22 protein-coding genes, 1 tRNA gene and 1 other annotated feature are annotated in these 25,496 nt (G+C 38.5%); of the genes, 20 read left to right on the top strand and 3 right to left on the bottom strand.

Annotated features, from left to right (window positions below):
• Positions 1 to 60: 60 nt before the first annotated feature.
• Positions 61 to 897, bottom strand: coding sequence for a metallophosphoesterase (locus RBQ60_RS11195; RefSeq protein WP_307883787.1), 837 nt, complete (start codon positions 895 to 897; stop codon positions 61 to 63).
• 282 nt (positions 898 to 1,179) lie between these two features.
• On the opposite strand from RBQ60_RS11195, the gene RBQ60_RS11190 reads away from it, so the two are divergent.
• From RBQ60_RS11190 to RBQ60_RS11115, 16 genes are all read left to right on the top strand, one after another.
• Positions 1,180 to 1,815: a flavodoxin family protein gene (locus tag RBQ60_RS11190; protein ID WP_307883786.1), complete on the top strand. Its 636-nt coding sequence runs from the start codon at positions 1,180 to 1,182 to the stop codon at positions 1,813 to 1,815.
• Between the two features lie 263 nt (positions 1,816 to 2,078).
• The gene (gene ispF, locus RBQ60_RS11185) at positions 2,079 to 2,555 is read left to right on the top strand and encodes a 2-C-methyl-D-erythritol 2,4-cyclodiphosphate synthase (protein WP_307883785.1); all 477 of its coding nucleotides are present in this window, start codon (positions 2,079 to 2,081) and stop codon (positions 2,553 to 2,555) included.
• Between the two features lies 1 nt (position 2,556).
• Positions 2,557 to 2,852, top strand: a binding site (T-box leader).
• A 127-nt stretch (positions 2,853 to 2,979) separates the two neighbouring features.
• A complete protein-coding gene (gene epsC / locus RBQ60_RS11180; protein ID WP_307883784.1) occupies positions 2,980 to 3,543 on the top strand; it encodes a serine O-acetyltransferase EpsC in 564 nt (187 codons plus the stop codon).
• Positions 3,544 to 3,749: 206 nt separating this feature from the next.
• Positions 3,750 to 5,162 carry a cysteine--tRNA ligase gene (cysS, locus tag RBQ60_RS11175; protein ID WP_307883783.1) on the top strand — a complete coding sequence of 471 codons (1,413 nt, stop codon included), beginning with the start codon at positions 3,750 to 3,752 and terminating at the stop codon, positions 5,160 to 5,162.
• Between the two features lie 2 nt (positions 5,163 to 5,164).
• Positions 5,165 to 5,590, top strand: coding sequence for a Mini-ribonuclease 3 (locus tag RBQ60_RS11170; protein WP_307883782.1), 426 nt, complete (start codon positions 5,165 to 5,167; stop codon positions 5,588 to 5,590).
• A 383-nt stretch (positions 5,591 to 5,973) separates the two neighbouring features.
• Entirely contained in the window at positions 5,974 to 6,732 is a 759-nt protein-coding gene (gene rlmB, locus RBQ60_RS11165; RefSeq protein ID WP_307883781.1) for a 23S rRNA (guanosine(2251)-2'-O)-methyltransferase RlmB, read from the top strand.
• Positions 6,733 to 6,878: 146 nt separating this feature from the next.
• Positions 6,879 to 7,403 (top strand): NYN domain-containing protein, encoded by a 525-nt coding sequence (locus RBQ60_RS11160; RefSeq protein WP_442871389.1) that lies wholly within the window; start codon positions 6,879 to 6,881, stop codon positions 7,401 to 7,403.
• Positions 7,373 to 8,077, top strand: coding sequence for an RNA polymerase sporulation sigma factor SigH (gene sigH, locus RBQ60_RS11155; protein ID WP_331654186.1), 705 nt, complete (start codon positions 7,373 to 7,375; stop codon positions 8,075 to 8,077). Before RBQ60_RS11160 ends, sigH begins: the two co-directional genes overlap by 31 nt.
• A gap of 48 nt (positions 8,078 to 8,125) precedes the next feature.
• Positions 8,126 to 8,198, top strand: a tRNA-Thr gene (locus RBQ60_RS11150).
• A 564-nt stretch (positions 8,199 to 8,762) separates the two neighbouring features.
• Positions 8,763 to 9,644 (top strand): MurR/RpiR family transcriptional regulator, encoded by an 882-nt coding sequence (locus RBQ60_RS11145; protein ID WP_307883779.1) that lies wholly within the window; start codon positions 8,763 to 8,765, stop codon positions 9,642 to 9,644.
• A gap of 237 nt (positions 9,645 to 9,881) precedes the next feature.
• A complete protein-coding gene (locus tag RBQ60_RS11140; protein ID WP_307883778.1) occupies positions 9,882 to 10,805 on the top strand; it encodes a hydroxyacid dehydrogenase in 924 nt (307 codons plus the stop codon).
• Positions 10,806 to 10,819: 14 nt separating this feature from the next.
• Positions 10,820 to 11,515: an RraA family protein gene (locus RBQ60_RS11135; protein ID WP_307883777.1), complete on the top strand. Its 696-nt coding sequence runs from the start codon at positions 10,820 to 10,822 to the stop codon at positions 11,513 to 11,515.
• 15 nt (positions 11,516 to 11,530) lie between these two features.
• On the top strand, positions 11,531 to 12,835 hold the full coding sequence (locus RBQ60_RS11130) for a sodium/glutamate symporter (protein WP_307883776.1): 1,305 nt from the start codon (positions 11,531 to 11,533) through the stop codon (positions 12,833 to 12,835).
• Positions 12,836 to 13,347: 512 nt separating this feature from the next.
• The gene (locus RBQ60_RS11125; protein ID WP_307883775.1) at positions 13,348 to 14,040 is read left to right on the top strand and encodes a cysteine hydrolase family protein; all 693 of its coding nucleotides are present in this window, start codon (positions 13,348 to 13,350) and stop codon (positions 14,038 to 14,040) included.
• 732 nt (positions 14,041 to 14,772) lie between these two features.
• Positions 14,773 to 16,077 (top strand): aminotransferase class V-fold PLP-dependent enzyme, encoded by a 1,305-nt coding sequence (locus RBQ60_RS11120; protein ID WP_307883774.1) that lies wholly within the window; start codon positions 14,773 to 14,775, stop codon positions 16,075 to 16,077.
• A gap of 18 nt (positions 16,078 to 16,095) precedes the next feature.
• On the top strand, positions 16,096 to 17,319 hold the full coding sequence (locus RBQ60_RS11115; protein WP_307883773.1) for a dicarboxylate/amino acid:cation symporter: 1,224 nt from the start codon (positions 16,096 to 16,098) through the stop codon (positions 17,317 to 17,319).
• An 84-nt stretch (positions 17,320 to 17,403) separates the two neighbouring features.
• Here the strand turns inward: RBQ60_RS11115 and RBQ60_RS11110 are convergent, their stop codons facing one another.
• Complete coding sequence (locus RBQ60_RS11110; protein ID WP_307883772.1) at positions 17,404 to 18,270, bottom strand: MurR/RpiR family transcriptional regulator; 867 nt, start codon at positions 18,268 to 18,270, stop codon at positions 17,404 to 17,406.
• A gap of 653 nt (positions 18,271 to 18,923) precedes the next feature.
• Here RBQ60_RS11110 and RBQ60_RS11105 point away from each other — a divergent pair.
• Positions 18,924 to 20,894 (top strand): methyl-accepting chemotaxis protein, encoded by a 1,971-nt coding sequence (locus RBQ60_RS11105; RefSeq protein ID WP_307883771.1) that lies wholly within the window; start codon positions 18,924 to 18,926, stop codon positions 20,892 to 20,894.
• A 376-nt stretch (positions 20,895 to 21,270) separates the two neighbouring features.
• On the opposite strand, the gene RBQ60_RS11100 is transcribed toward RBQ60_RS11105, so the two are convergent.
• Positions 21,271 to 21,591: a DUF3892 domain-containing protein gene (locus RBQ60_RS11100; protein WP_307883770.1), complete on the bottom strand. Its 321-nt coding sequence runs from the start codon at positions 21,589 to 21,591 to the stop codon at positions 21,271 to 21,273.
• Between the two features lie 876 nt (positions 21,592 to 22,467).
• Here RBQ60_RS11100 and aroF point away from each other — a divergent pair.
• From aroF to aroB, 3 genes are all read left to right on the top strand, one after another.
• The gene (aroF, locus tag RBQ60_RS11095; protein ID WP_307883769.1) at positions 22,468 to 23,481 is read left to right on the top strand and encodes a 3-deoxy-7-phosphoheptulonate synthase; all 1,014 of its coding nucleotides are present in this window, start codon (positions 22,468 to 22,470) and stop codon (positions 23,479 to 23,481) included.
• A 96-nt stretch (positions 23,482 to 23,577) separates the two neighbouring features.
• Positions 23,578 to 24,426: a prephenate dehydrogenase gene (locus RBQ60_RS11090; RefSeq protein WP_307883768.1), complete on the top strand. Its 849-nt coding sequence runs from the start codon at positions 23,578 to 23,580 to the stop codon at positions 24,424 to 24,426.
• An 8-nt stretch (positions 24,427 to 24,434) separates the two neighbouring features.
• The gene (aroB, locus tag RBQ60_RS11085; RefSeq protein ID WP_307883767.1) at positions 24,435 to 25,496 is read left to right on the top strand and encodes a 3-dehydroquinate synthase; all 1,062 of its coding nucleotides are present in this window, start codon (positions 24,435 to 24,437) and stop codon (positions 25,494 to 25,496) included.

Below are 25,496 nucleotides of genomic sequence, written 5' to 3'. Positions count from 1 at the left end.
ATCACCCGCTAGGCAGATGGTTCTTTATACTTTATGCGACGAATCTGAAGATAAAGCTCTTTACTTTAAATTAACAATGACAAGCTCTGGGCGATTGAAAATTCTTGGTACTCGCGTGCTCTCACGGGCTAGTCCACGGCTAACAATCATTTTGCTATTATCGAATGAATATTCACCCCCTGCATAAGGGGGGAACCATCCCTGATTTGGGGCGAGAAGCCCATTTAGGATACCAGGAATTCGCCACTGACCACCGTGGGCATGGCCACTTAAAATAAGGTCAAAGTTATATTCCAAGTAGGTTTCAATCAGTTCTGGTCGATGGGAAAGTAAAACGGTATAAAACCCATTCTCAGATGTACTCTTGAGTGCTTCCAACTGCTGTGCAATGCTAATATTTGTGCCCCAGCGTTCTGCATCAGGATCATCAATGCCACAAATATTTAGTTTCTGTCCATTAACCTCAATGGTTTCAAATGTCCCCTGTAATATGTTAACATTGTAGGCACGGAAGATATCTAAAACTTTTTCGATATCACCAGTCCAGTATTCATGGTTGCCTGTGACATAATAGCAGGGGTATTTTTTTGTAATGGATTTTAAAAGCTTCTGGGTATTGTTATGGGGGATTCTGTCATCGCAGATATCACCGCCCAAAAGAATTAGGTCTGGGTTTTCTTTTTCGATGGCTTGAATCAAATTTTCTTGATCATCTCCATAACGGCAAGAGTGGAGATCTGTAACCAAAGCAATGCGAATTTGATCTGTCAATTTTTCAGTGTTGATGGTATATGTTACTGTTTTAAGCCTAACGTCGAAGGCTAAAAAAAACAGAAGAATACAGAGAAGTATAAAAATCAACCAGATCCGTTTTTTCTTGAGTCGTTTATGTAGCATAGAAAATGGCTCCTTTATTAAAAAATTGTTATCTAATCATAACATAACTCATTTACAAAGAGAATGCTATTTCCTGTGCTTTCTATTACGAAAAGCTTAAGGCTTATTTACAATTTTATATATAGCAATTTATAAATAAACTCCTTTATTGGGGTATTATGATGGAATAAAACAAGGAGCAATGACAATACAAATGAAAGGTAGCACTAATTAATTTTGGGATAAAGGATTTAAAACTTTAGTATATGAATCATTTCAACAGGAATGTTAGGAGGAGAATGTATGAAAGTACTTATGGTGAACGGCAGTTCCAACTTGAAAGGATGCACCTTTACAGCATTAACAGAGGTAGGTAAGGCTTTGGAAAAACAAGGTATCCAGTATGAAATATTTCAATTAGGTGGAAAAGCAATTAGAGACTGTATTGGATGCAAGAAATGCCATGAGGGAAAGTGCGTATTTAATGACGACGATGTAAATAGATTTGTGGAAGAGGCAAGGGAAGCCGACGGGTTTATTTTTGGCTCCCCAGTGTACTATGCTCATCCCAGCGGACGGCTCCTTTCTTTTCTGGATCGGGTATTTTACTGTTCTTCCAGCTCAGTAGATAAACACCCATTTCATTTTAAACCGGCAGCTGCTGTGATTTCAGCAAGACGTGGGGGCACAACGGCATCTTTTGATGTGATTAATAAATATTTTACCATTGCCATGATGCCTATTGTATCTTCTAGCTATTGGAATATGGTTCATGGCGTTTGTCCTGAAGATGTTATGAAGGATCTAGAGGGCCTACAAACCATGCGGAATATCGGTACGAATATGGCTTGGATGTTGAAAAGTATTGCCTGCGGTAAAGAGCATGGTATTGAGTTGCCTGAAGTTGAAAAGGGAGTTAGAACGAGTTTTATTCGTTGAAAAAGGCTTCGTATGAATAAAAAATTCCTGAAAGTTTAGGGGGTAAATCTTTCTACAAGGTAGATGGTGGGAGTGGTACATGGATAATATTCTTGTATTAATAAGGATATATTTTCAACTACCTATTTTTTCTGCCCAAGACCTCATCTTGACATAAGGATCCGTTGGGAGTATAGTGGGGCTATATGAATTTTTGAAAAAAATTGTACTGGATAGGAGAGTTTTAAATTATCCATGCATATTTTGAAAGTGAGGTAAGAAATATGCGGATTGGCTCCGGATATGATGTGCATAAATTAGTTGAAGGACGAAAATTAATCATTGGTGGTGTTGAGATTCCTCATGAAAAGGGGCTTTTAGGTCATTCGGATGCCGATGTTTTATTACACGCTATTATGGATGCTCTTTTGGGTGCGGCGGCTCTTGGGGATATCGGTACGCACTTTCCTGATTCGGATGAAAGGTTTAGGGGGGCTGACAGTTTAAAGTTGCTGTCGGAAGTTTTATACTTGATTTCTGAAAAAGGATATTGTATAATAAATCTTGATACTACAATTATTGCTCAAGAACCGAAATTGGCACCATATATTCCTAGTATGCGTGAGAATATTGCGAGAACTTTGGGAATAGAAATGGAACAAGTGAATGTGAAAGCCACAACTGAGGAAGGTTTGGGTTTTACAGGAGCAGGTGAAGGTATAGCTGCTACGGTGGTTTGCCTTATAAATAAAAGTGAATAAGAAAAAGGTTATGATGGAAAAGAGTAATCCTTTTCTTGCCTAACAGAGAATAGCGGCCTTGGTGCAAGGTGATGAGATTTGAGGTCATGAAAAACATGATTTTGACTGTCGCCATCTTAAAATACTTGGGTGGGAGCCGTTTATAGGTGAGGGCGGATGAAGTGCGTTCCTGAACTGAGCAGGCGAAAGTTTTTAAAGTAGCTTGTATCCGGTGACAACGTTACAGTCCCAAAGTGAGATGGTGATGGCCGTCTAATTAAAGTGGAACCGCGGAGATAATATAGCTTCGTCTTTATGTTGTATAGAGACGAGGCTTTTTTTATTACAAGATTTTACCATAGAAGTTTTAAAGGGAAAAATAAAACGTAGTTGAAACTACCCACAACTTTTCTTTGAGAGAAGTTAAGAAATAGGAGGAATTTTTATGTTAAAGGAAGCAATTAGGGTAATTAAAGAAAAAGACCCTGCAATTAAAAGCAATATTGAAGTTTTTTTATACCCCAGTTTTTGGGCTGTAATTAACCATAGGATTGCCCATAGATTTTACAAGAAACATTTTTATTTTATGGCTAGACTTATTTCTCAGTTTTCCAGATTCATTACGGGAATCGAAATTCACCCCGGTGCAACCATTGGCAAGAACTTTTTTATTGACCATGGAATGGGTATTGTGATAGGAGAAACTGCGGAAATTGGCGACAATGTTATGTTGTATCATGGTGTAACACTAGGGGGAACGGGAAAAGATAAAAATAAAAGGCACCCAACCCTTGAAGATAATGTTATGATTGGTGCAGGCACCATTGTTCTGGGAGCTGTTACCATTGGAAAAAATGCGAAGATTGGTGCAGGGTCTGTTGTAATCCAAGATATTCCTGAGAATGTAACTGCCGTTGGTTCTCCTGTAATGGTGGTAAGAAAAGACGGTGTTCGTATTAAGCCCGTTGCTCCAGAGGAATTAACAGGGCACAAAAAAAGAGCCATGTAAAACTTTGCAAACCCTTGGAAAAAATAAGTATTTTTAATTAAAGTATGATATAATTACAAGAGGGAGAGGAGATAATTCTTATAGGATTATCTCTTCCAAATTGAAAGTACAACCAGCCAGGGTTTAACTTTTTTAGAAGAAAGTTTGATCTTATTTTACGTTATGATTGCTTTTGCAGGAACTACGAAATAGAAAGGATGAATCACATGAAAGTATATAATACATTAACCAGGCAGAAAGAAGAGTTTGTACCTATTGAAGAAGGCAAAGTAAAAATGTATGTTTGCGGGCCTACAGTGTATGACTTTATTCATATTGGAAATGCGAGACCCTACGTTGTATTTGATACAGTAAGACGCTACTTGGAATATAAGGGATACGAAGTAACTTATGTACAGAACTTTACTGACGTGGATGATAAGATTATCAACCGTGCAAACAAAGAAAACAAAACAATGCAGGAAGTTTCCAGCAGATTTATCCAAGAGGCTTTTCATGATGCCGATGGTTTGAATGTAAAGCGTGCCACCATGCATCCTCGTGTTACAGATGAGATGGATTTGATTATCCAGATGGTGAAAGACTTGGTGGATAAAGGTTTTGCTTACGAGGACAAAGGTACAATTTATTTTGATACAAAGAGATTTCCAGAGTATGGTAAGTTATCCAGAAAAAATCTGGAGGATTTGATTACTGGCGGTAGTGAGCGTGTTTCCATTGATGAAGCTAAGAAAAACCCCACGGACTTCGTACTTTGGAAGCCTAAAAAAGAAGGGGAACCCAGTTGGCAGTCCCCTTGGGGCGAAGGCAGACCTGGCTGGCATATTGAGTGCTCCGTTATGGCGAAGCATCATTTAGGGGAAAGTATTGACATACATGCTGGTGGTGAGGATTTGGTTTTCCCTCACCATGAAAATGAAATTGCCCAGAGTGAAGCTTGCAATGGGGCTCAGTTTGCTAAATATTGGTTGCACAATGGTTTTATTACCGTTGACAATGAAAAGATGTCTAAGTCTTTGGGCAACTTTTTTACAGTTAGAGACATTGCGGCACAGTTCCCTTACGAAGTCATTCGTTTCTTTATTTTAAACGGCCATTACAGAAGTCCGATTAACTTTAGCCGTGACTTAATGCAAGCTTGCCAGAATGGTTTGGAAAGAATTAAGAATGCTAGAAAAGAACTGGATTTTTACATTCAGAATGCAGTGAATGATAAAATGACAGATGAGGAAAAAACTCAGGCGGTAGAGCTTTTGAAATACAAAGAACAGTTTGAGGCAGTAATGGATGATGACTTTAATACAGCCGATGCGATTTCTGTGATCTATGAATTGGTTCGTTTTAGCAATATTGCAGTAAAAGCAGGTGTTTCCAAGGAGTATGCTGTAGAAATTCGGGATATGCTGAGTCACCTGTGTGGTGTATTGGGTATTGCTGAGGTTTCCGAAGACGCTATTTCTGACGAAGAAACAGAAAAAATCGAGGCTTTAATTGCAAAGAGAACAGAGGCAAAAAAAGCAAAGGACTTTGCTGGTGCCGATGCAATCAGGGATGAACTGGCGGCTATGGGAATTACCATAAAAGATACTCGTCAAGGTGTACAGTGGTTTAGAGGTTAAGTATGGATTTAAAAGAGCTAGATTTGATTTTAGGTGGTTCAGGGGAGGTAGACCCCAGGGGTCTTTCCCCCCTTGGCCTTGCTTATATAGGAGATGCTGTTTACGAAATGATTGTAAGGCTAACGGTTTTGACAGATGGAAATGCACCTGTAAACCGTCTGCATAAAAAAGCCAGAGACTTGGTGAATGCTAAGGCGCAAGCCCAGATGTACTTTCGTATTGCAGAGGAGTTGACAGAGGAGGAGGCCGCAGTTTTTCGCCGTGGGAGAAATGCGAAGTCTTTTACCACTCCTAAAAACGCAGACTTGATGGATTATCGTCATGCCACAGGGCTAGAAGCGCTATTTGGATATTTATATCTCAAAGGGGAAAAACAACGTGTAATCAACTTGTTTTCTTTAGGTATAGCACATATAATAGGGGAATAGAAAAAAGCCGAAGGAAAATAACAAGCCTGTTCCTTCGGCTTTCTATAACCATTTTAATGGGCTTAAGGCGCTAGCCTAGCTATGGGCGGTAGTACTTTCTTATATTTTCCGTGGACTACAATGTGACATGAAAAACGTTGTAAAACTTCTGTGGGATATGGGTTTATTTGCAAGGGAAAGTATGCAAGTGATGTTTACTAGCTAAGTTTGAGAAAAGTATTAGAAAGCTGTGAAAATAGCATGATGGTGCCATCCGTCATGAGAAAGTTTGCCAAAGAAGTGTGAATAGACTTAAGCATACATAAGGAAGTGCTTCATCACTAAAATGAGGTCCTTTCTTATCATTTAAGAGAATTTGAAGAGGAAAAACAGGAGGTCTTTCTGTGGAAAAAAGAGAAAGAGAGTTTAACGAAAATCAATTAGAGGGAAGAAATGCCGTATTAGAGGTTTTAAAAAGCGGCAGAGATATAGAGAAGCTTTTGGTACTAAAGGGGAATTTAGAGGGTACCATAAAGAGGATTATTGCCATAGCATCGGAAAAAGGCGTTGTGATTCAGGAAGTAAGTCGCCAGAAGTTGGACGAGCTTTCTCAGACAAAAAATCACCAAGGTGTAATCGCTTTGGTATCTGCTCATGAATATGTAGAAGTTGAGGATATTTTGGCCATTGCAAGAAAAAGAGAGGAGGATCCCTTCATTCTTTTGTTGGATGGTATTACGGATCCCCACAATTTAGGAGCAATTCTGCGAACTGCTGAATGTGCAGGAGTTCATGGTGTGATTATCCCGAAGCGTCGTTCTGTTGGGCTAAACGCCACAGTTGGGAAGACTTCCGCAGGAGCTATTGAGTATATGCCCGTTGCTCGAGTGACAAATATTGTAAAGACCATGGAAAAATTGAAAAAAGATGGTCTTTGGATTGCTTGCGCTGATATGAAGGGCTTGGATCATTTTGATACTGATATGAAGGGGCCGTTGGCTTTGGTAATCGGTAGTGAAGGGGAGGGCGTAAGCCGTTTGGTAAAGGAGAAGTGCGATTTTACTGCATCCATTCCTATGTATGGGCAGATCTCTTCACTGAATGCATCGGTGGCGGCGGGACTTTTGATGTATGAAGTGGTGAGACAGAGAAAGTTTAATTAATAGAGGTACCATAATTTTAAGCGTGGTTTGAGGGGATTAAAGGATTTTGATAAGGTTTGAAAATAAGAAAAACTAAGCCAATTGTGGTTTTGCAAAATGCGACAAAGTGTGATACTCTATTGTGTATATCAATACAGAATGGAGGGGTGCTTTTGCAAAAGGAGTTCTTATTAGTAGATGGATATAATATTATTCATGCTTGGGATGACTTAAAAGAGTTAGCCCAAGATGTTAGCCTAGAAAGTGCAAGGCAGAAGCTTATGGATATTCTCTCCAATTATAAAGGGGTTAAGAATACTACAATTATATTGGTTTTTGACGGATATTTAGTAAAAGGAAATATAGGGACTGCATACCCTTATCATAATATTTACGTTGTTTATACAAAAGAGGCGGAAACGGCGGATCATTATATTGAAAGGGTAGTGACATCCATGCCCAAGCATTACAGGATACGGGTTGCCACAGGGGATAGCCTTGAGCAGCTGATTATTTATGGGCAGGGCGCAACCAGAATGACGGCGAAGGAGCTACGACTAGAGATTCAAGCGGAATCAAATTATTTGAGAGAGCGTTTTATCGAAAATAGGCCACCGAAAAATAATTTATTAGCAGATCATCTTGACCGGGAGGCGTTGGAATGGATAGAAGCATTGCGGAGAAAAAAGTAGATGAAAACCAAGGGGCGGTTAAGGCCGCAGAGCCAAGAAGTTTAAGTTTTGCGGCTTACAAGGATGAGGAATTGGTTTCTATGGCACAGAAAGGTGATACTCAGGCGGAAGAATATTTGATGAATAAATTCAAACCTCTTGTGAAATCAAGGTCTAGAGCCTATTTTTTGATTGGTGCAGATAGTGAGGATATTATTCAAGAAGGGATGATTGGGTTATATAAGGCTGTACGTGACTTCAATAGAGATAAAAATGCTTCTTTTGCTGGGTTTGCAGAGTTGTGTGTAAATCGACAAATGATTACCGCTATTAAAGCGGCAACCAGGCATAAGCATCAGCCTTTGAATTCATATATTTCTTTAAACAAGCCTGTTTTTGATGATGATTCCGATCAAACATATATTGATTTGCTTCAGGAGGGGGAATTATTAAACCCCGAGGCATTATTTATTGGGCAGGAAAATAAGGACTTTATTGAAAGCCAGATGGTGAAGAGTTTAAGTGTATTTGAAACTAAAGTGCTTGCCCTATATTTACAGGGGAGAAGTTACTTTGAGATTGCAAAAAGTTTGAAGAAGACGGAAAAATCTATAGATAACGCATTACAGCGTGTGAAGAAGAAACTTGAACGGTTTTTGGAACAAAAAAATCTTGACGAATCGAAAACAATATGATAATATATACAGGCTGGCGAAATAATAAGAATTTTGCCACGCCTCTTTGCTGATATGGCTCAGTAGGTAGAGCGTCGCCTTGGTAAGGCGGAGGTCACGGGTTCAAATCCCGTTATCAGCTTGCTATAACCCCCGTAAATTGGGGGTTTTTTTGTGTTGCATTTTATATTTTAGCCTCTTCTTGCGAAGGCAAATGGTAGCCGTAGTGCTTTATCTTAGGAAGCGTAATTTTTGAACTTAAGCCATTACTAAACAACGTTTGTTAAGGCGAGATAATGAGAGGCAAGAGATAAAGCAAGGAAGCAGCTTGTGTGGAAATTGATTCTAGAGTTGTGCTTTTTGTGTTATAATATTAGATATGTTCTTGAAAAATGATGCAAGGCTACTGCAGAAGAGGGGTTATCTTGTTGAAATGAGAATTCCTCTGTGTTTTGCTACAAGGCTGAACTTGCATAGGTTTTTTATTAAAAGCTATAAACTTTAAAGTAGATTTTTCGGATGAAAATGGGTAGAAATATAAACAGCAGGGTTTATGTGCTTTGCAGACTTTAAAATTAAATTCATACTAGAGCAGAGCCAGTTTCAAAAGAAGCGGTTTTGTTTATGTTCTTTCGTTGCCAATAATAAACTTAGGCGCAGAATAATGTTTTGGATACGGAGATTATTTTTCAAGGAGAGGATTAAAATGAATGTAACGAAAGGGAATTTTGACGATAACTTGAAAAAAAGAATTCGTAATTCAGACTTGACAAAGGTTCAAAAAAAAATCGGAGAATACTTCGTAAAAAATCATAAAAGAATTTACAACATGACAACCATGGAGATTGCAAGGGAGTTGAGTGTAAGCGATGCATCAATCATTCGTTTTACACGGGCCATTGGCTATGAGGGCTTTGTAGACTTTAAAGATAGGGTATATAAAAATTTAATCCAAGAAATCTACGAAAGCAAGGACGGAGAAGAGTCTTTAAGCAAACGTTTAGAGCTGCGTTCAGAGCGTTATAAAAATTTTGATATAACGAGAGAAATGATTGAATTAATGAGTAATAACGTAGAACAATCTCTTATGCAAAATGATATTAAGGATTATAAATCAGCTGTAAACATGCTTAAGGAAGCCCAGCGAGTTTTTGTAGTTGGGTTACATGGAAGTAAGGGGTGTGCCGTACAATTTGGCAGATTATTGAGCCATATTTTAGAAGACGTTTTCGTTATTATTAATGGCGACGACGAAGGAATTCTTCCTTTACAGATGGCAACAGAAAAGGATACCGTAGTTGTGATTAGTTTTGCACGCTATTATAAAATAGATATCATGATTTCCGATTTAATAAAACGAAAAACAAAAAACTATGTCTTAATAACCGATAGTCTTCTTTCACCTCTGGCAAAAGATGTTAAAATAGTTTTGCTGGCAGAAACAAAGCACATGAGCTTTTTTAACTCCATGCTAGGTGCAATCAGTATTTTGGAATACATATTGAACTTATTGTCTTGGGAAGATAAAGAGCTTTATGGGAAAAAACTAAAAGATCGAGACAGTATGTTAAGTGAATTACGTTTTTGAAACAACTTCAGCCTTTTCCGTCAACTTCAATTTTTGTAGTCGACGGAAAAGGTTTTTTTAATAATACAAGGAATATGATTCCAAAAATATACAATTAGCCCAAATTTAAAAATAATATTAGGTGGTTTTGGGGAGTTGAATGTAGTGAATGTTGTAAATATAATTATAATTGTAGTGAGAACAACATGATATAAGGAGTTGTAATGGCCAATACAGCTTTCCAATGGAGGGAACAGTATGAAAGTATTTTTAAACGAATTTATTCATGAAGAAGCCCTTGCAAAGCTAAAATCTTTTGCAGAGGTAACTGACAATTTAGACGAAATTGCAGAAGTGGATGCTATTATTTTACGTGCTTTCCCTGTTCCAAGGGAATTAATGGAAAAAGCACATAACCTTAAGGTAATTGCAAAACATGGTGTTGGATACAATACAATTGATATTGAAGCAGCAAAGGAGTTAAACAAAAGAGTGATTTATACACCCACAGCTAACACGAACTCCGTTGCAGAGTTAATATTGGCGCTGATGATGGACATATCTAGAAATATAACAACTGCCGATAGACAGGTGAGGGAAAATCAAATAGAGCGGATTGCGCCCATCCATTTAACAGGATTAGAAATAACAGGAAAAACCTTAGGACTTATTGGCATGGGTAATATCGCTAGAAGAGTAGCCGAAATGGCAAAGGGGGGGTTTGGCGTTAATGTTATTGGCTACGACCCTTATACGAGTGGCGATGAAGCAAAAAGTTTTGGTATTACAAAACTTGATACTGTTGCTGAAGTGTTAAAAAGGTCAGATATTGTAAACATTAGTGTACCATTGACAGAGGAGACTAAGAACTTAATTGCGGGAGATGTATTCAATTATTTTAAAAAAAATGCTATTTTAATCAATGCAGCACGAGGTGGAATTGTAAATGAAGAGGATTTATATAATCACTTAGTAAACGGCACATTACGTGCGGCCGCCTGTGATGCTTTTGAAATTGAACCACCTACAACTGCAAACAAACTGGTAGGGTTAGATAATTTTGTGGCAACACCTCATATTGGTGCAAATACGGAGGAAGCCCTTTATAGAATGGGTATGGAGACGGTGGATGGAATTTATAAAGAGTTAAATGGTGGACAAGCAAACTATAGAGTGGTGTAGAAGGGAGCTTAACTATGGCTAATATCGGATGCAGAATTGTGAAAGATTTTGATAGACCAGATCAAGCATTGATAGAGAAATTTGCAGGACACGCAACGGCAAACTTGGGCGATTGCATGGGCAGAGTTGCTGGCGTACATGAAGGGATTGTTCCAATGAACAAGGGGCAACTCTTAGGAACTGCTTTTACAGTAAAGGTACCCGAAGGGGATAACCTAATGTTTCATTTGGCTATGGATTTGGCAAAGCCTGGGGATGTTGTTGTTATTGACGCAGGAGGTGCAACAAGCCGTGCTATTCTCGGCGAACTAATGGTACGTTATTGTAGAAAACGCAAACTAGCTGGGATTGTAGTAGATGGTTCCATTCGTGATTTGGACGTGATTTCTCAAATGACTGACTTCCCTGTTTATGCAAAAGGTGTTACACCCGATGGTCCTTACAAGAACGGCCCTGGCGAGGTAAATACCCCTGTAAACTTCGGCGGCAGAGTTGTTTTCCCTGGGGATATTGTGATTGGTGATGAGGATGGTATTGTTTTTGTACGTCCTCAGGATGCAGAAGAACTTTTAGAAAAAGTTGAAGCTATCGTGGATAATGAAAAGAAAATTATTGAGACGATTGAAAAGGAAGGAACCTATATCCGTCCTTGGGTTGAGAAAACTTTAGAGGCTTTGAATGCAGAATATGTGGAACACGAAAAATACTAAAGGGAGGAATGATTTATGTTTCAAACAGTGATTAATGATTTGATGATTTTAATGGTTTTCCTTTTAATCGGTTTTGTTATTCGTGAGGTTTGTAAACCTGTGCAGAAATTATTTATTCCAGCAGGAATTATTGGTGGTGCTCTTGCATTAATTCTTGGGCCGCAGGTATTTGGCATCATTGAGTTGCCAGAAACATGGTCTGGCATGGCTACACCCACAATCAATATTGTTTTGACCTGTACTATTTTTGGCACGATGATTAATAAGAATAAGATTAAATCATACTCTGGTGCCATTAATGTAATTGTAACTACATATTTTGCACAACTTTTTGTTGGTATGCTTGTTGGTATGGGACTTTGCAAAATTTGGCCAGAACTACCTGAAAACTGGGGCATAATGAGCAGTTTCTGCTTCTGGGGTGGCCATGGGGCTGCAACTACAGCAGGTACCCTTTTTGAGGATTTAGGTGTAGATAACATGATTAGCTTTGGTATTATCTTAGCTACTTTGGGTTTGATTTTGGCAATGGTTTTAGGAATGATTCTGGTTAACGTGGGTATTCGTAAGGGCTACGGAAAGAACCTTGGTAGTACTGGTTCGGGAGATGGCGGTGCACTTCCTATGGAAGAAAGAAAGCCTTTGGGTTATAGCACAGTATCCTCTAGCGGTATTAACTCTATGGCGTTACAGTTTTGTTTTATCATGTTGAGCATTTTTCTGGGTGGAAAGATTTTTGGTGGTTTGGCAACCATAATACCCTTTTTCTCTAAGATTCCTGCCTTACTATATGGTATTGTAGGGGCAGCAATCATTTGGTTCTTGATGTGTAAAACGAAACTTGATAAATATGCAGACAAAAAATCCGTTGATACCATTTCCGGCGTGGCTTTGGAAATTTGTATCTGTTCTGCTACAGCAACGCTGAACCTAAATGTATTTGCCTCTTATTTGGTTCCCATCATCATCTACACAGCAATCATTATGGCATTAATGTTCTTTATCTGCATTGTACTGGTAAAAAGATGGATTAAAAAAGATTGGTTTGAATTATCTTTAATGGCCTTCGGTCAGGGTATTGGCAGCACCCCTAGCGGGTTAGCCTTAGCAAGGTGCGTTGACCCTGAAACAAAGACATCTGCCTGGGAGGCTTTTGGGGTTGCCCTTGGATGTTTTGTTCCTGTTACATCCACATTGGCAGCACTTTTGCCACTTTTTGCAATGCAGTCCCCTTGGTATGTTGTGGGAATTGGTTTTGCAGTATGTGTATGTACAATGTTATTTGGCGAATTGGTGCTGAAAAAGCAGATTATTCATTAATATATCCATATAGTCAGAATGAAGAACGTGCTCTTAAGCAAGAAATTTGTTTAGGAGCATGTTTTTTTGTTATGCTCAGGAGAATTTATTTCCAGTAATTAAATAAATATTTTATTACTGTTTATAGAAGAGAAATATTTGTGGCAATGTCGGGCGGAAGGTAAGGCACATAAGGTAAGTAAATTAATTTTAAAGGGGTGGCATCCCATTGCTTTATCATGATGCTTTAAAGTCAGCATATTAAGAGAATTTGAAACAGCATTAGTCTTATTTTATGAAGGTTCAAAAATTAGACCATCCAACAAGAAAATAACGCCATACCCTGTTCCGAGGCCTGGGGTGCGGCGTGTGTGTTTTAAATAAGCAACAGCCTAAATCGAGATTGGTGAGTTGAAGGCTGAATTGTTTTGTATCTGTAGAAATATTTAGAAAGATAGTATATAATTAAGTAACTTCTGATGGAGTTTATTGTAGTAACAAATGAAATTAACAGATTATAGGAGGAAGAAGCTTTGAAAGAAAATCCAACGCACTCTGCATTAATCGTCATAGATATGGAAAACGGCTTTATTGATCCGAGAAGTGCTCATTGTATTAGTGGAGCAGCAGAAACGGTTCCCGCCTGCAGAAAAGCAATTTCTAGGGCTCGTTCTAATGGTATACCAGTATTTTTTGTAAAAAGGATTTATCGCACAGATGGCAGCGACGTAGAATTGACACGCTATAATAATTGGAAAGTAGGCGGTCGTGCCATGACGCCTGGTTCGACAGGATTCAATAGTGCGGAGGCTCCAGATGGGTTGAAGCCGATTGCCGGAGATTATTCAATCATCAAACCTCGCTGGAGTGCTTTCTTTCATACAGAGCTGGATTTAATACTGCGCCGTCTGGATATTAAAACGGTGATTCTCATTGGTACCACAACGCCCAACTGCATTCGAACCACTGCTTATGATGCAAATTCTTTGGAGTATAATGTGGTTATTCTGGAAGACTGTTGCTCTTCTCAAACGCCGCAGATTCAAAGGGCGAACATAGAAGATCTTAAGAGGATGGGCGCTAGGATTATGAACAGCGAAGAATTTGAACAGTATGGGACGGAGCGTGTGCCTGATGAATATGATGAAATTCGCAGAGAAATGCTGCAAGACAATCATGATCCGGAACCATTTACAGAAAAGCATTTCTGGTCCGATTTATGGTGAAAGATTACATAATGAAAGATTGAGTAAACTACTAATAGGATAAACAATTTACCCTTCTTTTTAAATGAACCCCTTTTGTTAGACGAAAAATCTAATGAAAGGGGTTTTTTATGTCAAGAAAATTTAGTACAACTTTAAAACTAGAAATGGTACAACGTTAGTTAGAAGGGGCCTGTGGATTTAGAATTCATGTGAGAGATTACAAATTGATCGTAGGGATATTGGAAGGTGGATTGCTGCTTACCTAGCTGGTTTTTCTTTACCCTGAAAATTGTTTTTGGTGATAACTTTTGTGAACCACGGTAACAGCCTGGCTAAAGTGATTTTAATACCTTTTGGCAACTTAGGTTCACTTTAGGTCAAAAGTTGCATGGACATGAGGAAGTACAATGGTTGTTATTGTAAATTCAAAGTTTTAGTGAAAATAAAATATTTTATTTGGTTACTATTGAACAAAATTGAAGTTACTTGAAAGATTGGGGGGATTTTGTTGACTTGATTTTCGGCAAAAACCTCTTGAAATGACTATAATTATTCAAAAAAATTACCAATAAACACAATTGTTCATTATTAACATTGAAGGCAATAGATGAATATGATATAAATAATATTGAACAGAAAAATAAATTATGAATAACTAAGAACATTTAGGGGGTGTGGCAGAGAGCTTCTAGATTTAGCTAAAGTGTTAGAATTGTTTACGAGAATAATATTGATTTATGGAGAAGGTTTATGGTGAGAAAAAGAATGGATTTTAAAAATGGTGTTTTATTTCAAAAAGAGTATCAGCAATTTTTAAAAAGCAAGTTTTATTACCCAGATGTGGATCCCCAACATGGTAAAAGAGTTTTTATGGATAATTCAGGTGGCTCTTTACGATTAAAGGCAGCGGTAGAGGCGAAAGTAGAAGCGGAAAAATTTCCCGACTGCCCTGAAAGAATTCACGAGCGTTCCCTTTATCTAAAAGGATTAGTAGAAGAAGGAACAAAGCAAATAATGGAGATTGTTTTCGGTGCGAAAAGTGGTGCTTTGATGACTGAATTAACAGCTTCCCAAACAATGTTTCAAGCTGTTGGAACGATCATGGAAAATGTAAAGTGGGGAACAAATGCTGTTACCTCCTCTATCGAACACCCGTCTGCCTATGATTCCATGGAGTATTATTGCGAGAAGACGGGCAGAGAGTTCCGTGTTGTTCCTGCCAACCAAGTAACGGGCGGCGTAGACGTAGATGAGGTAATGAAATATGTAGATGAGAATACATGCCTATTAAGCATTATGGCGGCATCAAATATTTCTGGAAATATTATGGATATTGGGGAGATTGTAAGGCGGGCCAGAGAAATGAACCCTGATATTTACATAGTGAGTGATGCAGTGCAGCATGCACCACATGGGGTTATGGACGTTGAGAAATTGGGCGTAGATGTAATGAATTTTGCACCCTATAAATTTTTTGGTGTAAGAGGGTGTGGGTTTGCTTATGTTTCTGAGAGGGTTGCTACCATGAGGCATCATAAGCTAGCAGGAAAAAATCCAGATGTTTGGGAATTAGGTACTTCCGCACCAGGTAATTTTGCAGCAATGATGAGCGTCATTGATTATGTATGTGAAATTGGTACTGCAGAAGTAAAGTCTGACGACAAAAGGGCGGTGTTTAAGGCTGGCATGGAAAGAATTCATCTTCAGGAAAGAGCATTGTTAGAACGGATGCTCAATGGAACGGATGAAGTTTTGGGTCTTCGTAATATGAAAGGCGTACATGTTTATGTAGATACACAGGATCTTACACAGCGTGATTTGATTGCAGCTATTGGGATAGATGGTATTGGATTTACGGAATGTGTGGCTGAGTATCAGAAACGTGGGATTACGGTTTACGAGCGGGTCAATACCAGTATTTACTCGAAGCGCATTGTAGAGGCGTTGGGGCTGAAAGGGGCAATACGTGTTTCCCCTATGCATTGTCAGGGGACGGATGATATTGACTACTTCCTTAAAGTAACAAGTGAACTTGCACAAAAATACACAAAATAAAAAAAGGGGAAATGTGATATGATTACTTGGAAAAAAATGTCTTTGGAAACTAAAATTCTTATTGGTATTGCTGTCGGGCTTTTAATTGGTTTTATTTCACCTGCAGCGGCAGAGGCAATTTCCCCCATCGGTGCAGTATTTCTTCGTTTATTAAAGATGTTAATTGTTCCGTTGGTGTTTTTTAGCATTACAAGTGGTGTATGCAAAATGGGTGATGTAAAGCAACTTAGAACCGTTGGCTTGCGTTTTATTTTATATATTCTTTCGACATCGGGTATATCTGCTTCCATTGGTGTAATTGCTGGACTTATTACGAAACCTGGTACAGGTACAACGGAATTTCTACAGACAGGAGAAATAGCCGAAAGTGTATCTTATAGCTTTGTCGATAACGCCGTTTCTTGGGTTCCTGAAAATATTATTCAAGCTATGTCTCAGGCAAATATGCTTCAAATCATTGTTTTTGCAATTTTTTTAGGTGTTGCTTTGTTGTCATTAGGAGAAAAAGTAAAAGGCTTAGTTTCTATCATTGATCAAGGTAGCGACACAATGCTTAAAATTACGGAGTATGTAATGGCATTTTCTCCTTTTGGTATCGTATCCCTCATGGCTACAATGGTAAATACCATAAGTGGTGCTACCATGAAAGAGGTACTATCTTTTATGTTAACAGATAATATCTGCGCAATTTTAATTCTATTCATTATCTATCCTTTGTTAATTAAGTTTGTTGCCAAATTGAGTCCAACAAAATTTATGAAGAAAATAGCAGAACCTATGCTTGTAGCAGTTACAACCACTTCTTCAGCGGCAACATTGCCCGTTTCTATTAAGGTTTCTGGAGAAAAGTTGGGTATACCCGAAAACATTTATGGTTTTACCCTTCCTTTGGGAAATACCTGTGGTATGAATGGTTTTGCATTGTTTGTTGGGTTATGTTGTGTATTTGCTTCAAATTTATATGGATTTGATATTACGTTTTCCCGAATTTTAGAGTTTGTTTTCTTAGGCATTATTTTATCCGTTGGTGCGGCAGGTGTGAAAGGTGCAGGTATAGTTATGTCTACGGTATTATTAGAAACTTTAGGCATGCCTTTAAGTTTGATTCCAATTTTAGCTGCCATTTGGCCTACAATTGACCCTGCTCATACGGTTTTAAACAATGTCAGCGACTTGACGGGAACCGCACTTGTTGCCAGCTCATTAGGAAAGTTAGACCATGAAGTATTTGATAAAAACTAAAAGAAGTTAAATATTATGAAAAAAGGCCTACGCAGAAAGTGAACTGTGTAGGCTTTTTATAATGATAAAAATATGTTATGGTTATTAATAAAGTTTCAGTTTCGTTGTATAGTGGTCAATTAATCTTAACTTTTCCTCATTGTTTCGACCAACCTTTTGGCAAATATAAGTGGCCAAAACTTCCGCTGTATACATACCAGGGATGATTGAGTTGAAAAAGCTAATGGAATTTACCGAGTGCGTAAATAAAAAAGTTGAATACTTTGCAAGGGGTGCTGTTGGTGTATCGGTAAGTACAATCACAGTAGCCCCTTTTTTGTGGGCTAGTTCTGCGGCAAGAAAGCTTAATTCAGAATAACGGGCGTAGCTTACCACAATAAGGCAGTCATTTTTTGTAATATCGCTTAAAAAATCAAAGGTATTGCAACTTCCTGAGGGCTCTGCAAAGACAAAAGGTAGTGTATCTTTTAAGATGACAGAAAGAAACGAAGCAATGGCATGGCAACCTCGACTGCCAACAATGTATTTTATTTTTGAGTTTATAATTTGATCGCTGGCTTGACTAAATAGCTCATCTGAGTTATTTATCATTACAGATTTAATATTATCTTGGGTGGTTTTTGAAATATCGTCCATGATAGAGCGTTGCGTCAGCAAGTCCGCAGTTTGGGAAAGTTTGAATGTGGGAATGCTCATAGCATCACCCAGGGATGCAACATAATCATTATATTGGGAACGTATTGTTTGCTGAAAGTCTGAGTAGCCTGTGAACCCCAGTGCACGACTAAAGCGTATAACAGAAGAGTGGCTAACGTTTAATATGTTAGCTAAATCTGTGGAGGTAATAAAACAGGCATCACGAAAGTTAGCTAAAACATAGTCTGCGATTAAGCGTTCTTTCTTTGTTAATTTTGTATTTTTAATCAGCTCGTGAAGTTCGGAAATCATCATATCACTCCTATTAATCTATTATACCAAAAAAAATGCCGCTGTCACCAAATACTTACTGTTTTTAGTTTATATGCATTAGGTGTAGAGAGGGAGGGAAGTAAAACGCCAGAAAGGGACAGTCTTAGTGATATTATTTAAATCACCTGGTTACGGATTAGATCAGTTTCTCTTCCTCATTAAGATTTGCAGCAGCAACATGTTTATTGTATTACATAAAATTGTTTGGTGTCTAGTTATTAATTCCTGTAAGGTTTAATCGTTACAGCGAAATTTACTGCAGGAATGGGAGTAGTCAAAATAAAATAGATATTAGTGTTTAAAGGCAAAAAAATATGCTTTAGTGTGACTGAAAGAAAGCATGTCTAATTCTGTGAGAAAGCTAAAGGGGCTTTGAAAGAGATATCCTAAATCAAATGCAGATGAAAAGAAAAACTGGCAGTATTCATAGTATTTTGTATGCAGTGATGGAGGGAATAGGCAAGATATATGACAATAAACGACCTTTACTTATAATAAAAGGTAAAAACTTTCGAATTTAGTTACAATTAGTCTTTACTATTGTAACTTTTTGACGATAACTCACATAGAAGTGTATGATTATTTATGTAACAAAATGCAACGCCACATTACTACATATTTAAAAGGAGGAAACAATGGACAGTCTGAAAAAGAAAATTGTTTTGTCAACATCACTACTTCTATTAATTTCCATGACGTTAATCACGGTAATTTTAACGGCTACAAGTATTTCAAATACGAAAAAGACAGTTGAAGAAATACTGGAAGAGACGACAAAAACTGCCGCTAGCGTCATAGAAAGCAGGTTATTTACTGTAAAGAATGATGTTTCTGAGCTTGGTATGGACAGTGTGCTGAGCAATGTTGACAGTACAAACGTAGAAAAACAAAAGATTCTTGAGCAGTCAACAAAGAACAATGATTTTTTAGATTCAATGGTAATTGATAGTAATGGTGTAGGGCTTGATGGGAATAATTATACAGGTAGTGAAGCATTCCAAAGAGCTTTAAATGGAGAAGTGTACGTAGATTACCCACGACCAACTTCTGACGGAAAAGGTACACGAATCATGGTATCGGCACCTTTATGGAGAGGTGGAATTAAGGGGAGTGTGATCGAAGGTTGTGTTATGGGGGTTTTAGATGGATCATTTCTTTCTAGTATTACCAATAAAATCGAAATTGGTGAAAGTGGAAGGGCGTATATTATTAATAATCAAGGCACGACGATTGCCAATGTTGATTATAACCAGGTTATTGCTGGTCAAAATAATATTAGCATTGCACAAAGTGACCCCAGCATGGAAAAGCTAGCAGTTGTTGAACAAAAAGCGATAGATGGGGAGGCTAGTTTTGGAAATATTGAGTTTGCAAATATAAAGAAAATGATTTTTATGTCCCCTATTGAATCCACGGACGGCTGGTCGTTAGGAATTTATATTGATAATAAAGATTTTTTACAGTCCGCATATGACAATGCAAAATTATGCGCTTTGATAGCGATTGGTCTTATCGTGTTGGTTTTTTTCATAATGGCGGCTTTTGGGAAAAAAATCGCAGCACCCATTATTGACTGTGCAGACAGATTGCGGCTTCTTGGAGAGGGTGATCTTTCTTCAGAAGTACCACAGGTCAATACAAAAGATGAAACTCGAACGCTGACGGAAGCAATGGAGTTTATTGTTCAAAGCCAGAACACTGTCATTAGCGATATAAAATATATTTTGAGTAATCTTGCTGATGGGGATTTTTCGGTTAATAGTACCAGTGAGGAGGCATATAAAGGGGATTATAGCGGTATTTTAATTGCGTTAAAAGACGTAATAGCACAGCAGAATGCAACACTGTCACAAATTGTGCAGGTTGCAGAGCAGGTTTATCTTGGTTCTGAACAAGTTTCCAGTGGAGCGCAGGTACTTAGTCAAGGTGCAACGGAGCAGGCTTCTTCACTGCAAGAAATCTCTGCAACGATTATAGAAGTTTCTGAACAGGCCAAATTAAATACGGATAATGCAAAGGCTGTAAATGCCCTTTCCCTCGATGCAAGCGAAGGCATTGTTCAAAGCAACCGACACATGAAAGATATTGTAGTTGCTATGGGTAACATTACAAAAGCGTCCAAAGAAATTAACAATATAATAAAAACCATCGATGATATTGCTTTCCAGACGAATATTCTTGCGTTGAATGCTGCCATTGAGGCTGCTAGAGCTGGCTCGGCAGGGAAGGGTTTTGCTGTGGTTGCTGATGAGGTTCGCAATCTTGCACAAAAATCTTCTGAGGCGGCAAATAATATTACTGTACTAATTGAAAGCGCAATTTTGGCTGTTGATCGTGGAACGCAAACGGTTGATTTAGCTGCCGATTCTTTGGTTTCAGTGGTTGAAAAAACAACCCTTGTTTCACAAAAGATAGAAGAAATTTCTTCTGCTTCGGAACAACAGACCACGTCGATTATACAAATTACGGAGGGGATTGAGCAAGTTTCTGCCGTAGTACAGACCAACAGCGCTACTGCGGAACAAAGTGCTGCCACAAGTGAGGAGCTAACCGCTCAGGCGCAGTTATTGCAAGAACTTGTTAGCAATTTTAAGTTAAAGCAATGAAGCTAAGAAAAAGTCTTTTGTCCAAAGGGATGAAAAAGAAAATTAATTACATACTGTCGAATGGTTTGCATAAGTTTTTTCATTTGGATGCAGGGAAGAATAAAAGTGGAATTACATTGGTTAGCTTTGCACAGAGTTAACCTATATATGAGCTGAAAAGGTCGTATTCATCTGGGATACCTAAAGCAAAGAAGGCTCTTAAATATAGGAGACATAGTCTTTGTGCATTTGAGCTTCTGACACACAGAGGGTTGAACAATGGATACTTTACAGTTGTCATTTATGAAGGGAAGCATCCAACTTTAGTAAGATTAAGAAAATATCGAATTCTAATGACTTAAAGGCAGGATTTTTCCTGCCTTTAAGTTTGCTAGATTCATTTTTCTTCAAGTTCATCTACGGACACTGATGGTAAATTAGAGAGATTATTATTTTCTGTGCCATCGGGAATAGATTTCAAGTACTCCGTATTTCCCCGGTGGGCAATGCCCACGCCTTGGATACCTCCCTGACGTGCTAGCTCGATGGCAGACTCCTTTTCAATGATTGTATCATCTGAAAGACGGTAACCTTTCACTTTTCCACCTTGCTTTACCAACCCTGTAATTTTTTTAGCATCGGGACTAGGGGAAGGAATGTCGTCTAATGTATTTTTTGCCAATGCTTCCGATAATTCATTTTTATTAAAAGAATCCATAAGCTTCCTCCTTATTTTTTTATTAGTTTAACCAGAATTTAAGAAAATATGAGTTGAGTCATTTTGAGTGTTTTTGATATGGGGCTAGTTTGGAAGTTTACAGGATGAGGTGTATTAAAGTTGGTTTGGAAGTGCTTGTTTTAGGGTATTAAAGTAAAATGTCAAAGTCTATTGCCCATGAGCATTTTTATCGGTATATGGGCGGTTAGGTGGAGTTTTTTAAATCTTAATATTGTTTTGTATATTCTGCTCATGGATATTGTCTTTATACATTTGTCATCTTTTTCGTGAGGAAACCTTTCCCAATTAGCTTCATTATGAAGACAAAGTAGTAAAATATATAAGAATCGTTTGACAAAATTCATGATTTGTGATATTTTTGATGAAATGGGGAAAATCTATTGTTTTACTTGAAATTGCTTTGATTTAAAATCAAAGTAATTTTTTTTGAAACCTTTTCAAAAGGTTCTTTTTTAAGTAGTGTGTTGTACAATCTTACCTATTTTTTCCAAACATTTATAAAAAAAGGGCTTTACACACAAAAGTCTTTGTGGTAGTATGGTAAAAAATAACCAAATACCAAAATAATTGTGAAAGAGGTTGCGAATATGAATCAGAATAATTTTGCTGCAACTACATACTTTTACTTTTACCGTGTTTTCAGAGATTCAAAGTGAATTTTACTGTGAGAAGAGACGGTTAGTTTTGATGGTTTTTTCTTAAATGAAGGCTTATATAGACTTCGCAGTGAAATTCGCTGCGGAGTCTTTCTTTTTTTTATAGAAAAAACAAAGGTGTAAAGGTGTATGTATTGATTCTAATTACAAAATAATCTTTCCGGGGATAATATTTGGGTACAATAAGGAGGATAACAACATGATCGTAGTATTGAAAAACGGTACGAAGGAAGAACAAATAGAAAATCTAAAAGCGTGGTTGAAGAGTATGGGTATAGATACACATATGTCCGTTGGAGTGAACCATACCATCGTAGGTTTGGTTGGGGATACTTCAAGTGTGGACATGGATTTGGTTCGTTCTTTGGACATCGTGGAAAACGTTCAAAGAATTCAGGAACCTTTCAAAAATGCAAATAAAAAATTTCATCATGAAAGATTAGTGGTCGATGTTAATGGTGTAAAAATTGGTGGCGGCGAATTCCAAATTATTGCAGGTCCTTGCTCTGTCGAGTCTAGAGAGCAGGTTTGTTATGTTGGGGAGTGCGTTAAGAAGTCTGGGGCAGGTATGCTTCGTGGTGGTGCGTTCAAACCACGTACTTCTCCTTATGCTTTCCAAGGTTTACACGGTGAAGGCATCGACCTTTTGCTTGAAGCAAAAAAAATGACAGGGTTACCCATTGTTTCTGAAATTATGAATATTACTCACTTACCTTTATTCGACCCAGTTGATGTCATTCAGGTCGGTGCAAGAAATATGCAAAACTTCGAGTTATTGAAGGAACTGGGGAAAACGGATAAGGTTATTCTCTTAAAACGAGGTTTGGCAAACACCATTGATGAATTATTAATGAGTGCGGAATACATTATGGCCGGTGGGAATGAAAATGTAATTCTTTGCGAAAGAGGGATTCGTACTTTTGAAACAAGAACGAGAAATACGCTGGATCTTTCTATTATTCCTGTTTTGAAAAAGTTAACCCATTTGCCAGTGGTGATTGACCCTAGCCATGCGTTGGGATATTCGTACATGGTAAAACCCATGGCATTGGCGGCAACGGCAGCAGGAGCAGATGGCCTAATGATTGAGGTTCACAATGACCCTCCCCACGCATTATGCGATGGTGCTCAGTCTTTGACACCTGAAGCGTTTGATGATGTGGCGAAGGCTGTATTTCAGATAAGACCTTTCGCCTGTAAATTTGACGATTAAATGAAACTATAAAGCCCAAAGGAGGGTTTTTTTCCTCGGTAAAGCCGAGGGGTGCCTCCTTTACATAGAACTAGAAAAGGAAAATGAGGTGAGCATATGAAGATTGGGGTTATTGGTATGGGGCTGATTGGCGGCTCTATGGCCAAGGCGATAAAGGAAAAAACAGAGCATTTGGTTTTTGGATGGGATCAATCAGAAACCATTCGCTGCAGTGCAAAGTTAGCAGAAGCCGTACATGGTATTTTGGAAAATGGAGACCCTTCCGATTGTGATTTGGTTTTGATTGCACTATACCCAGGGACAACGGTTGATTACGTTAAAAAGTTTGCTTCCAAATTTAAAAAGGGGGCAATGGTGGTTGACTGCGCAGGCATCAAGCGTGTGGTTTGCCAGCCGTTACAAGAAGTGGCGGAGGAGAATGGATTTATTTTCTGCGGTGCCCATCCTATGGCAGGGATTGAGCGAAGCGGCTTTACGTATTCAACCCCTCATTTGTTTGAGGGGGCGGTTATGATTTTAACTCCTTATTCAGGGACGGACATTGCACCTATGAATGAGTTAAGTTTTTTCTTTAAAAGCCTTGGATTTGCAAGAATGCAAGTGGCTACCGATGTAGAGCATGACAAAATGATTGCATACACATCCCAGTTGGCTCACGTTGTTTCCAGTGCATACATAAAAAGCGAATTATCACCTAGATTCAAAGGTTTTTCAGCAGGAAGCTTTCATGATATGACCCGTGTGGCAAAGCTAAACGAAACTATGTGGACAGAATTATTTTTGGACAACAGCGATTTACTTGCCGATGAAATTGACAGCTTGATTGAACGATTACAGGGATACAGTAAGGTGATAAGAGAAAGAAATGGTGAAAAACTGAAAGCTATGTTGAAGGAAGGGAAGGAAAAACGCCTTGCCATTGATGAAGTAAAAGATTTTGAGTGAGGTTGCCCATGAGAACTGTAAAAGTAAGCACATCAACGGAATACGATATTTTAATTGGCAAGGGGTTGTTATCTCAAGTAGGTAGGGAAGTTGCCAAAAGAGTTACCCCCTGTAAGGTTGCTATTATTACGGATAACAGGGTGGATGCATTGTTTTCGGCGGCAGTATCCGACTCTTTGACAGAGGCTGGATTTTCTCTTTGCAAGTTTAAATTTCCCCAGGGAGAAGGTTCGAAACACATTGGCACGTTAAGTGATATTTTAGAATTTCTTGGGGAAGAAGAAATGACAAGGCAGGATATCATCATTGCTTTAGGTGGTGGCGTTGTTGGAGATATGGCAGGGTTTGCGGCGGCTGTATACCAAAGGGGAATTGAATTTGTTCAAATTCCCACCACCTTTTTGGCAGCGGTGGATTCCTCGGTAGGTGGGAAAACAGCCATTGATTTAAAGGCTGGGAAAAATATGGCAGGGGCATTTTATCAACCCAAACTGGTGATATGCGATACCGACACATTATCGACATTGCCAAAGGAAGCCTTTGCGGACGGTGTTGCCGAAGTATTAAAGTATGGAGTCATCGGGAACAAAAGCCTATTTTATAAAGTAGAGTCTTTGGAGTTTACTCAAGATTTAGAGGAAGTAATAGAAACTTGTGTTTCTATGAAAAGAGATATTGTGATGCAGGATGAGTTTGACCACGGGGAGCGGCAGTTGCTAAACCTTGGCCACACTTTGGGGCATTCTATAGAAAAATTAAGCGACTTTACCATTTCCCATGGTCATGCTGTTGCCATTGGATTGTACCTCATTGCAAATGTGGCGGAGGCAAGGGGGATTGGAGAAAAGGGGCTAGCTGAAAAAATTCGCAAGGCACTCGTAAAGAACGGTTTGCCAACGAAAACAGATTTTACTGTAGAAGAAATTGCCCGAGGCGCACTGATGGATAAAAAGCGCAGAGGGGGAGCAATCAGCTTTGTATTCCCCGAAAAAATTGGCAGTTGCCGTATTCAGAAAGTACCCGTGGAAGAAGTAGAACAGCTGGTTACAGAGGCTATGGAAAGCAGGTGA

Origin of the sequence: Anaerotignum sp. MB30-C6 (assembly GCF_030908465.1) — a bacterium.
In the GTDB taxonomy this organism is placed as follows: Bacteria; Bacillota; Clostridia; order Lachnospirales; family Anaerotignaceae; genus Chakrabartyella.
Note: the sequence above shows the minus strand (reverse complement) of the source record. Positions and strands in the feature narration are given on the sequence as shown.

Bases quoted from the DNA above. Each gene is read 5' to 3' on its own strand.
- RBQ60_RS11195 (WP_307883787.1), bottom strand. From the start codon at position 897: ATGCTACATAAACGACTCAAGAAAAAACGGATCTGGTTGATTTTTATA.
- ispF (WP_307883785.1), top strand. From the start codon at position 2,079: ATGCGGATTGGCTCCGGATATGATGTGCATAAATTAGTTGAAGGACGA.
- cysS (WP_307883783.1), top strand. From the start codon at position 3,750: ATGAAAGTATATAATACATTAACCAGGCAGAAAGAAGAGTTTGTACCT.
- RBQ60_RS11110 (WP_307883772.1), bottom strand. From the start codon at position 18,270: ATGATGATTTCCGAACTTCACGAGCTGATTAAAAATACAAAATTAACA.
- RBQ60_RS11140 (WP_307883778.1), top strand. From the start codon at position 9,882: ATGAAAGTATTTTTAAACGAATTTATTCATGAAGAAGCCCTTGCAAAG.
- RBQ60_RS11100 (WP_307883770.1), bottom strand. From the start codon at position 21,591: ATGGATTCTTTTAATAAAAATGAATTATCGGAAGCATTGGCAAAAAAT.
- sigH (WP_331654186.1), top strand. From the start codon at position 7,373: ATGGATAGAAGCATTGCGGAGAAAAAAGTAGATGAAAACCAAGGGGCG.
- RBQ60_RS11190 (WP_307883786.1), top strand. From the start codon at position 1,180: ATGAAAGTACTTATGGTGAACGGCAGTTCCAACTTGAAAGGATGCACC.
- epsC (WP_307883784.1), top strand. From the start codon at position 2,980: ATGTTAAAGGAAGCAATTAGGGTAATTAAAGAAAAAGACCCTGCAATT.
- RBQ60_RS11090 (WP_307883768.1), top strand. From the start codon at position 23,578: ATGAAGATTGGGGTTATTGGTATGGGGCTGATTGGCGGCTCTATGGCC.
- aroF (WP_307883769.1), top strand. From the start codon at position 22,468: ATGATCGTAGTATTGAAAAACGGTACGAAGGAAGAACAAATAGAAAAT.
- RBQ60_RS11120 (WP_307883774.1), top strand. From the start codon at position 14,773: ATGGTGAGAAAAAGAATGGATTTTAAAAATGGTGTTTTATTTCAAAAA.
- aroB (WP_307883767.1), top strand. From the start codon at position 24,435: ATGAGAACTGTAAAAGTAAGCACATCAACGGAATACGATATTTTAATT.
- RBQ60_RS11105 (WP_307883771.1), top strand. From the start codon at position 18,924: ATGGACAGTCTGAAAAAGAAAATTGTTTTGTCAACATCACTACTTCTA.
- RBQ60_RS11130 (WP_307883776.1), top strand. From the start codon at position 11,531: ATGTTTCAAACAGTGATTAATGATTTGATGATTTTAATGGTTTTCCTT.
- RBQ60_RS11145 (WP_307883779.1), top strand. From the start codon at position 8,763: ATGAATGTAACGAAAGGGAATTTTGACGATAACTTGAAAAAAAGAATT.
- RBQ60_RS11170 (WP_307883782.1), top strand. From the start codon at position 5,165: ATGGATTTAAAAGAGCTAGATTTGATTTTAGGTGGTTCAGGGGAGGTA.
- RBQ60_RS11135 (WP_307883777.1), top strand. From the start codon at position 10,820: ATGGCTAATATCGGATGCAGAATTGTGAAAGATTTTGATAGACCAGAT.
- RBQ60_RS11115 (WP_307883773.1), top strand. From the start codon at position 16,096: ATGATTACTTGGAAAAAAATGTCTTTGGAAACTAAAATTCTTATTGGT.